The sequence below is a fragment of the Ruegeria hyattellae genome (assembly GCF_041537925.1).
In the GTDB taxonomy this organism is placed as follows: Bacteria; Pseudomonadota; Alphaproteobacteria; order Rhodobacterales; family Rhodobacteraceae; genus Ruegeria_C.
The window spans coordinates 197,315-204,548 of record NZ_JBGOSH010000010.1 but is presented as its reverse complement, the minus strand read 5'-3'; the positions used below and the strand labels follow the sequence as shown (position 1 = coordinate 204,548).

At 54.7% G+C, this 7,234-nt stretch carries 7 protein-coding genes; all 7 read right to left on the bottom strand.

Translation table 11 applies throughout. From position 1 onward, the window contains the following. Positions 1 to 216: 216 nt before the first annotated feature. Positions 217 to 906, bottom strand: coding sequence for an IS5 family transposase (locus tag AB1E33_RS21190; protein ID WP_372579240.1), 690 nt, complete (start codon positions 904 to 906; stop codon positions 217 to 219). Further along, positions 903 to 1,244 carry a transposase gene (locus tag AB1E33_RS21185; RefSeq protein WP_372579239.1) on the bottom strand — a complete coding sequence of 114 codons (342 nt, stop codon included), beginning with the start codon at positions 1,242 to 1,244 and terminating at the stop codon, positions 903 to 905. The genes AB1E33_RS21190 and AB1E33_RS21185 overlap by 4 nt, the downstream gene beginning before the upstream one ends. A 192-nt stretch (positions 1,245 to 1,436) precedes the next feature. Then, positions 1,437 to 3,221 carry a PHA/PHB synthase family protein gene (locus AB1E33_RS21180; RefSeq protein ID WP_372579238.1) on the bottom strand — a complete coding sequence of 595 codons (1,785 nt, stop codon included), beginning with the start codon at positions 3,219 to 3,221 and terminating at the stop codon, positions 1,437 to 1,439. Between the two features lies 1 nt (position 3,222). Next, complete coding sequence (locus tag AB1E33_RS21175; RefSeq protein ID WP_372579237.1) at positions 3,223 to 3,705, bottom strand: MaoC family dehydratase; 483 nt, start codon at positions 3,703 to 3,705, stop codon at positions 3,223 to 3,225. A 61-nt stretch (positions 3,706 to 3,766) separates the two neighbouring features. After that, positions 3,767 to 4,630 (bottom strand): enoyl-CoA hydratase-related protein, encoded by an 864-nt coding sequence (locus AB1E33_RS21170; RefSeq protein ID WP_372579236.1) that lies wholly within the window; start codon positions 4,628 to 4,630, stop codon positions 3,767 to 3,769. Between the two features lie 71 nt (positions 4,631 to 4,701). Then, positions 4,702 to 6,072: an acetate--CoA ligase family protein gene (locus AB1E33_RS21165; RefSeq protein ID WP_372579235.1), complete on the bottom strand. Its 1,371-nt coding sequence runs from the start codon at positions 6,070 to 6,072 to the stop codon at positions 4,702 to 4,704. A gap of 1 nt (position 6,073) precedes the next feature. Further along, positions 6,074 to 7,228: an acyl-CoA dehydrogenase family protein gene (locus AB1E33_RS21160; RefSeq protein ID WP_372579234.1), complete on the bottom strand. Its 1,155-nt coding sequence runs from the start codon at positions 7,226 to 7,228 to the stop codon at positions 6,074 to 6,076. Between the last annotated feature and the right edge of the window lie 6 nt (positions 7,229 to 7,234).

The window sequence follows — 7,234 nt, the reverse complement described above, 5'->3', positions numbered from 1 at the left end:
GCAGATCGACCGGCAAAACACCGAAATCCGGATATCTACCAAAGCCCTCAACCGTATGACCGAACTCGGTTGTGCGAAGTTCGAACGTGTCTGAAATCCCCCGGGAAAGGCGAACTGCGCCTTCTATCAGACCCGTGCAACAACGTGCTGACCGAGGAACGGACAAGGATGGGTGGGAGCATCTGTCCTTGTTCCGGGAGTTCGTGAAGCCGTTGTCTACGCGTGCCCATTCTGGGAATGTGTTGCATGGATCAGAATTGGGGCGGATTGGCCCCTTACCCCATCACTTTTGACGACGCGTTCATATTCCGCACGACCGAGAGATGTCATGCGGTTGAGCGCTTTTGCTGCTACTTTCGTTTCGGCGATTTGACAGTCAAAATCACGCTGCAGGCGATCGCCGAAAACCTGTTTCCATCTACCGATCTGCGCTTCAACCTGTGATCTCTGGTTGTACCCCGATTTGACTTGCCAGTTCATCCGGCCCCGCTCGGCGATGGCATCGATGTGGTGATTGCGCTGTGCATTCTTGCCTCGAACTGCGTTCTTTGGCGGAGGGACAGTGATCTCTATCCCGGTCCCGAACTTGTTCTCCAGACAGTCTACCACACCCAGGCCATCATACGCACCATCCGCCAGAAACCGGCTCACATCTTCATCCACGTCGGTGAGCAAATCTGGAAGCGCCGTGTCATCGCCCACATGTTCAGTGGTCAGCTTCGAGGTAACGATATCGCCAGTTTCCGGTTCGAGCCCGATGTGGAGTTTGGGCCATGTTTTGTGTGCCTTCCTGGTGCCTTGCTTTTCTCTATGCCAGCCATTGTCGCCATGCACTTTCAGACCTGTGCTGTCCACAATGAGGGTGATTGGCTTACTTGCAACTCGCCGGTTTTGGTTGATCCTCATCCCTTGCCGCGTCGTGACAGGATCGAAAAATCCGGCACCGCAAGGTCAATGCCCATCAGCTTGGCAATCGACAGCACGAAGCCCTGAGTTTGCCTGAGCAGGAGTCGAAACACGGCCCGCAGAGTGAGACAGATCTCGATTGCCAGATCAGAATAACGTGCCTGGCCGCCGCGTGTCTTGCGACGTGGCGATGCCCAGTTCTGCACCACATCGTCAGACACCCAGAGCGTCACATCGCCCCGTTGCCGGAGACTTTCGTTGTATTCCGAGCAGTTCGTGACCCGGTACTTTGCTTTGGGGAACTTGTTGCGACGAGCATCATTGAATTTGTATGGCATCCACAGCAACTCACGGGAGGGAAAGCAACAGAGCTAATCCTGAAGCGCGATCCGTGCAACATATGTGATGAGCAAGTGAAAATCTTTGAGGCCATCAAGAGCGAGCAGCCAGATGCTGCCCGGTTGGCCATGGAATGGCACATTCGGAGTTCGGCTACGAGACTCGGGCTAAAGATCTGAAGTGAATGATTCTTATAATTTCGGAGTTTCGCGAATATGGGCCGCGTGAGACGACCTTCTTACAAACTGGCCAGGCGCGTCCTCAAATACTCCAGACGAGTTTTTTGCTGGCGGTCTGGCTGGGACTTTTGCATCACTTTCATATTGCCGTAGCCAGTTGACCCAATGTGGCCACCAAGAACCGTCGACCTTTTCAGAGGATGCTAACCATGCATCAGCGCCTTCGCCCAACGTACCGCTGTGGCGGTAGTAGTATTTCGGTTTGTCCCGGGGTGGATTGATTACGCCGGCGATATGACCTGATCCCGCAAGCACGAAAGTAACGTTGTCACTGATGATCTCCGTGGCAGGGAAAACCGATGTCCAAAGCGAAATATGATCTTCCTTCGCCGCCAATGCATAGAAAGGTACTTTGATCTTTGATAGGTCGATTTTTTTGCTGTTCAATTCCAAACCGTTGGGCTGCAGTAAGCGGTTTTCGATGTAGATTTTCTCGATATACCACTCAAGCATACGTGCGGGCAGCCGGGTCGAATCCGCGTTCCAATAAAGCAAGTCGAATGCCGGAGGTTTCTTACCGAGCAGATAGTTGGAAACGTGGAACGACCAAATCAGATCTTTCTCACGGATCGTGGAGAACATTTCCTGTAGATGATGTTCTTCCAGATATCCCTTGTCGGCCATGTGTTCGCGCAACGCCGTCAGCCGATCCCGGTCAATAAAGACGCCGATGTCGCCTACCTCGCTAAAGTCAATCATCGACGCCAAGGTTGTCGCCGTGCCAATTCGATCTTCCTTGCAGGTTTCGAGATAGGCAAGCATTGCCATGACAAGAATCCCGCCAATGCAAAATCCCATGACGTTTACTTTGTCTGCGCCGGTTATCTGTTCAACAGTGTCGAGAGCAGCAAGTGGACCTTCGTTCAGATAATTCTCGAACCCTTTATCTGCGTGTTCCGGACCCGGATTTACCCAGCTGATCACAAAGATCGTGTGCCCCTGTTCAAGCATATACCGCACCAGGCTGTTTTTGGGGGTCAGGTCGAGAATGTAGAATTTATTGATCCAGGCTGGGACAAACAACATGGGTCGACTGTGTTGCTTGTCTGTCAGGGGCTCGTATTGGATCAACTGCATCATGTCATTTTGAAAGACGACCTTGCCCGGAGTGGTAGCCAGATTTTTTCCGACCTCGAATGCCTGGGAACTGTTGGTTGTGATATCCAGTCGCCCTTCGCCTCGCTCCAGATCGTCGAGCAAATTTGATAGCCCATTCAGCAGGCTTTGACCGTCGGTTTCTATGAATAGATTTCTGGCCTGAGGGTTGGTTGCAAAGAAATTTGATGGAGACAGGGCGCTGATGATCTGTCTAACGTAAAACGAGATGCGAAAAGCGTCCTTGGACGAGGCAGGTAGCGACTGGAGGATATCGTTCGCGGATCTTTCGAATGATAAATAGGCATCGCGAAGAAAGCGGGATGTGATGTCACTTTCCCAACTTGCGTCCTTAAACCGCCGGTCTGGTGCGACTGAGCTTCCGCTCATCAATGTAGTGAAGTGTTCGGTCATCGACTGGAAATAAGCTCTCTGAACTTCCGCCAGTCTTCTCGGTTCGTTCAAAAGCTCCAATCCGCCGCGATAAAAGCTTGCTGCAATAGAGTTGGCATCGAACACCGAGAACTCTTGACCGGTCGCCCGTGGCAGGGACTGAGCTGTAACACGGCCGAGCAACACCAGAGCCCGGCTCATCAGCCCCTGATATTGCACGCTCATAAATGAAATTTGTTTCGGATCCATCTTAGTCCTTGCCTCCCATGACTAACAACAGGCTGGTGGCGACGAGGGCTGGTTTGGTCTGGCCCTCGATCTCGACTGTATTATGAAGCGCCATGATCCAACTGTTTTCGGATTTGGCTTTCAGAGATTGCAGTGTCGCACGGTTCCGGATGCGCCCCCCGGTACTGACCGGTGCGATAAACCGCACGTCTTCAATGCCGTAGTTGATCGTAGCTTCGGCATCAGAGGGCCAAGCGTTTGCATCGCTTTGCAACTTGGTGAGCAGCGACAGTGTCAAATAGCCGTGGGCGATCGTTTCGCCGAAGGGGCTCGAATGTCGGGCTCGCTCAGGATCGGTATGCAACCATTGGTCATCGTCGGTACAGGCTGCAAAGTCATTGACGCGCTGTTGGCTGATGTCCAACCAATCTGATACTGCGATTTCCTGCCCGATGAATTGGGCCAGTTCAGAAAGGTTGCGTGGTTTGTTCTTTAGGACTGGCATGAGCGTTTGCTCCTGCGTTGTGGATTTGATAGTGCGGCCCGGTATGAGCCGCACTGAGTGCTCACCGAAAGTCAGGCTCGGCAGACCATTCGAGACTGCGTGGTAGGCGTCCGTTTAGACCCTGTGGAAATTCCGGAGAGCGTTTCTGGTTGAATGCCGCGACCCCTTCCTTGCCGTCCGACATGCTGAGCTCCAGCATCAGCCGACTGTCGAGCTGATGGGCCTCCATCGGGTGCGCAGCTCCGCTCATGCGCCAAAGCAACTGGCGGTTGGCGGCAACCGAGAGCGGTGAGGTTTCGGAGGTAAAGCGCCCTGCCAAGGCGATTGCGTCGTCAATCAGGCTATCCGGTTCCGAGACCTTTTGCGCATAGCCTGCATTGGATAGGGCGTCGGAGCGCAGAATTTCTCCCGACATTGTCCAGTCCAGCGCGGTGCTCATGCTAACAAGTCGTGGCAGGAACCAACTTGAACAGGCCTCGGTGCAGATGCCTACGCGGGAAAAGACGAAGCCAACTCGTGCTTTGGTAGAAATGATCCGCGCGTCCATGGGCAGCGTCATCGTCGCGCCGATACCTACAGCAGCCCCATTAACGGCGGCGATGACGGGTTTGGTCATGCGAAAGAGGCGCAGGGTAACAAAGCCCCCGGAATCGCGTATTTTTGCGGCTTCGGGCCCAAGTGGGTCGACGCTTTCATCGAGGCCAAACACGTTGCCGCCCACGCCGAGGTCCATGCCTGCACAATAGGCGGGTCCCTCGCCCGTAAAAATCACTGCGCGTACCGCGTCATCCTGATCCGCCTCATCCAGGGCTTGAACAATCTCTTGCCCCATCTCAATGGTGAATGCATTCAGCTTTTCGGGCCGGGACAACGTGATAATCGCTATCTTCTCGGCGGTGTCGTATTTAAGTGTTGAGTAGGACATCTCTTTCCTTTCAAGAAGTCTCCGGAACGGTTACCGGTTCCTAAATTGAGCCAAGCGGAATCCGGTGGGTGCTAACCCGCTGTTTGCAGCGTCTTAAGTGCGCGGACACAGCGGGCAGGATTGCGGAAAACTGGAATTTTAGTGGATTCAAAGATGGAATAGGCGTCGGCAGCGAGCGATCGCGGGGCATTGCTGGCAACCATGATCGGAAGGTCTGTTTTGGCGGAAATGTTTGCAATGGTCCGGGCGGCCAAAGAGGCGGCCTGGCCCGACACCGCGGCCAGCCCAACAAGAAGGCCTCCGATGCCCCGATCCCGGGCGATTGCCAGAAGGGCGTCCTGGATGGCTTCGGGGCTGGTGAATGCCGTTCCGGTCAGATCAACAGGGTTTTGCAGGCTGGCAAATTCAGGAAGCGTTTCAGTCAGCGCTGCTTCGGTATCGTTGCTAAGGCGCGAGACGTTTAGCCCGTGCGCTGCACATTGATCGGCCATCTCGATACCGACACCGCCGGAAACCGAGGCAATGGCCACATAGTTGGACAGCAGCTTTCTTTCAGTACCAAGAGCACGGGCAGCGTCTACCAGATGATCGATGTCTGAAATGGCAATGACGCCGTCGGCTGCGAACCGCGCAGGTTCAAATTGCGTTTCAATACACAGATTGGCAGTATGCCGCGTGGCTGCGCGAGCACCAGCCGCGCTATTCCCGACTTTCCACAGCAGGATCTGTTTGCCCTGGGTGCGGAAGCTCCGGGCCAATTCGCCAAAACGATCGAGATCGTGAAGACCCTCAATATACATGGCCACAGTGGAAATCGATGGATCGGACAGATACTGCTCCAGCACTTCGGTGCTTTTGAGCCCGGCCTCATTCCCGGTCGAGATATACTTCGAAACGCCGATTCCAGCCCGGTCCAACTCAAGCAGTATCGAATTTCCGAACGCGCCTGATTGCGAGATGACGCCGACTTTCCCCACCTTGTAAGACAGAGAATAAGGTGTTCCAAAGCCGATGCGGACACCGTGCGCCATGTTCATAAGGCCCTGACAATTTGGACCGATCAGGCCTATGCCGTGACGTCTTGCGATCCGCGTCAAAGCAATCTGCAGATCCTTCCCAGCCTGGCCAACTTCCGAAAAGCCGGAACTCAGCACAATGACATTGGGAATACCTGCGCGACCCGCCTGTTCGAGAGCGTCAGCACAAGCTGAGGCCGGAATTGCCAGCACCGCGAGGTCTGGAACCTCCGGCAGGCAGGCAATGTCCCCATAGGCCCGTAGCCCCAAAACTTCGGACGCCGAGGGGTTTACTGGGTAAAGTGATCCGGTGAAGTCGCTGTTCATCAGGTTTTCAACAACCTGCTGACCAACCGTTCCGGGGCGCGGGGACGCCCCGATGACGGCGACGGACCTCGGATCGAACATACGATCTGTAAAGGACATGTCACGCAGCCCTGGCGAGAACCTGCTTGGCAATCGTCAGCTGGTGAATCTGACTGGTGCCTTCATAGATACGGAACAGCCGAGTGTCCCGGTAGAAGCGTTCAATACAGCTGTGATCGGCCACAAACCCAGCGCCTCCGAATATCTGCACAGCGCGGTCGGCCACGCGGCTGCACATTTCGGACGCGAAATACTTGCAGGCAGAGCCTTCCATCCGAGTATCGATACCCTGATCCCAGAGACGTGCGGTTGATTTCACCAGTTCAGTTGCCGCAAGTATTTCGGTCTTGCTGTCGGCAATCATGGCCTGCACCAGCTGGTATTCTGCAATCGGCTTGCCGAATTGGACCCGTTTGGAAGCATGCGCCACCATTTCATCCAGCATCCGGATCGCCGGCCCAATGCAAAGGGCCGATAGGTGCAGACGCTGTTTGTTCAGCACTTTCATCGCAACACTGAACGCCGTGTTTTCTTCGCCTCCGAGCAGTGCCGATGCGGGGACGCGGCAATTCTCAAAGTACACATCCGACACCGGCGACCCTGCCTGGCCCATTTTTTTATAAGGCGATCCGGCACGCAGGCCCGGGGTACCTTTTTCTACCAAAAAGGCGCTGATGCCCTTGGAGCCCTTAGTATTTGGATCGCTGCGGGCAAAAACCGTAAACAGATCGGCGATAGGCGCGTTGGTGATGTAACATTTCGACCCGTTCAACACATAGTCATCGCCATCGCGTTCGGCGGTTGTCTTGATGTTTGTGGCCTCAGAACCGGCATCTGGTTCTGTCAGGGCGAAACAACCGGTCATTTGACCGCTCGCGATTTTGGGAAGGTATATTGCCTTTTGCTCTTCGGTTCCGGCGACAATTACCGCCCCTGAGCCGATCCCCGTATTTGTTCCGACGCGCGCGCGAAATGCTGGCGAACACTGAGACAATTCAAGAGCGGCCGCGACCAACTCCTCCCCAGTCAGTCCCGACCCGCCAAACTCTTCCGGTACGCTCCAGCCAAAGAAGCCTTTCTGGCGCATCTGATCGACGATCTCGTCAGGCACCCTGTCTTCATTGGCGACGCGGTCCTCATTGGGAATTGCGACCTCTTTGACCCAATCGCGAACTTCGTTGAGGAGGTTTTCAAGTTTGGCTTCGTCTCTGAGCATCTTTTT